The organism is Corallococcus sp. AB049A, from assembly GCF_003668885.1.
Classification (GTDB): Bacteria; Myxococcota; Myxococcia; order Myxococcales; family Myxococcaceae; genus Corallococcus; species Corallococcus interemptor.
The window spans coordinates 1-1990 of the sequence record NZ_RAWL01000743.1 but is presented as its reverse complement, the minus strand read 5'-3'; the positions used below and the strand labels follow the sequence as shown (position 1 = coordinate 1990).

2 protein-coding genes are annotated in these 1990 nt (G+C 69.2%); one reads left to right on the top strand and one right to left on the bottom strand.

Going from position 1 to position 1990, the window contains the following annotated elements:
- The first annotated feature begins 154 nt into the window (after window positions 1-154).
- Complete coding sequence (locus D7X55_RS38935) at window positions 155-1120, top strand: PD-(D/E)XK nuclease family protein (RefSeq protein WP_120551520.1); 966 nt, start codon at window positions 155-157, stop codon at window positions 1118-1120.
- Here D7X55_RS38935 and D7X55_RS38930 read toward each other — a convergent pair.
- Window positions 1117-1923 carry a ThiF family adenylyltransferase gene (locus D7X55_RS38930; protein ID WP_121725670.1) on the bottom strand — a complete coding sequence of 269 codons (807 nt, stop codon included), beginning with the start codon at window positions 1921-1923 and terminating at the stop codon, window positions 1117-1119. The genes D7X55_RS38935 and D7X55_RS38930 overlap by 4 nt on opposite strands.
- Window positions 1924-1990: the final 67 nt, after the last annotated feature.

The following is a 1990-nucleotide window of genomic DNA, read 5'->3' as shown; positions in this document are numbered from 1 at the left end:
GCGTGGGCTCATGTGATTCTTCGCGGGGGGGCGCGGCACCATACCCGTACGGTCGGGCGACCCCGGCGTTTTTACCGACGGCAGGGGGCGGTTGTCCGGCGGGCCGTCCCTCTTCTGGCGAGGCGGGCGATCGTCTATAGGATGCCCCGCGTCCATGGCCCGCCCTCCCATCACCAACGACTTCTCCTGGTCGAAGAGCCGCCACGAGAAGTTCTCCGAGTGCCTCCGGGCCTACTACCTCTACTACTACCGCTCCTGGGGCGGCTGGGAGGCGGAGGCGGCCAGGGACGTGCGCGAGCTCTACGTCCTCAAGAAGCTGCACAACCGCTACACCTGGGCGGGCAGCATCGTGCACGAGGCCCTCAAGGACGTGCTGCTGGACTGGCGCGCCGGCCGTGAGGTGGACCCCGCCAAGGTGGAAGCGCGCACGCACAAGCTGATGCAGGACGACTTCCGGCACTCGCGCTCCAAGGCCTACTGGACGCAGAAGTACCGCAAGCCCTTCACCGGCCTGGCGGAGCACGAGTACGGCGAGGACATCCCCAACGAGTCCTGGAAGCAGAACTTCGAAACGGTGCGCTCCGCGCTCGCGTGGTTCTTCCAGTCGCGCTGGCCCGGCATCGCCAAGGGGCTCAAGCCCGCGCAGTGGCTGGAGGTGGACGCGGGCTTCGACTTCGCCCACTTCGTCCTGGACGGGGTGAAGACCTTCGCCATCCCGGACTTCGCCTACGTGGACACCGAAGGCTCCGTCGTGGTGGTGGACTGGAAGACGGGCCGCTCGCGCGAGGGCTACGACGAACAGGTGCTGGGCTACGCGCTCTACATCGCGCAGCGCTACCGCTACCCGCTGGAGAAGGTGCGCGCGTCGCTCGTGTACCTCAACGAGGGGCTGGAGCACGACGTGACGGTGGATCCGTCCGCCATGGACTCCTTCCGCCAGCACTTCGCCCGGAGCGTGGAGGGGATGCGCTCCCTGCTGAAGGACGCCGCCACCAACACGCCGAAGGAAGTGGAGGCCTTCCCGCAGACGGGCAACCTGGACGCCTGCGCCCGCTGCGTCTTCCGCCGCCCGTGCGGCCGGGAGCCCGCGGTGACGCAGGCCCGGCCCCGAGTCGCTTAACGCGTGGAAGCGAGCCGGCGCACCACCACGCCCGCGGCGTTCATGCCGAAGGCGGAGGTGACGAAGGCCACGCTGCCGTCAATCTGCGTGCGGTGGTCGCAGGTGTGGAACTCGTTGTCCTGCGGGCAGACGCACAGGAAGCCGTCGGTCGCGTCGTCGTAGTTGAGCGGCACCGGCTGGCGGCGCGTCTCGATGGAGTACACGGCCGTGATGCCCGTGTGGCGCTCCGTCTCCACGCCGTACTTGCGCTTGAGCAGCTTGCGGATGTCCTTGGCGAACGGATCCATGTGCGTCTCGCTCAGGTCCTCCACGCGGATGGCCGTGGGGTCCAGGCGTCCCGCCGCGCCCATGGAGCTGACCACCGGCAGGCCCAGGCTCACGCACCGGTGCAAGAGGTGCAGCTTCGCCTTCACGTTGTCGATGGCGTCCACCACGAAGTCGTACCTACCCGCGGGCAGCAGCGTCTCCGCCAGCTCCTCGCGGTAGAACTCGCGCAGGGCCTCCACCTTCGCCTGCGGGTTGATGTCCTGGCAGCGCTGGGCCATCAGCTCCGCCTTGGACTTGCCCACCGACTTCACCGTCGCGTGCAGCTGGCGGTTGGTGTTGGTGACGCACACGTCGTCGTGGTCCACCAGCGTCAGCCGGCCCACGCCGCTGCGTACCAGGCCCTCCGCCGTGAAGCTGCCCACGCCGCCCAGGCCGAACACCACCACGTGCGCGTTGGCCAGCCGCTCCATGGCGTTGTCGCCCAGCAGGCGCGCCGTGCGGTCGAAGCGGCGCGACAGCTTGAAGGGCTTCGCCAGCGAGGCCTCCGGCGCGACGGCGTTCGAAGCGGCCGGGGAGGCGGTGGGCGTCTCGGCGGTGGGGGTG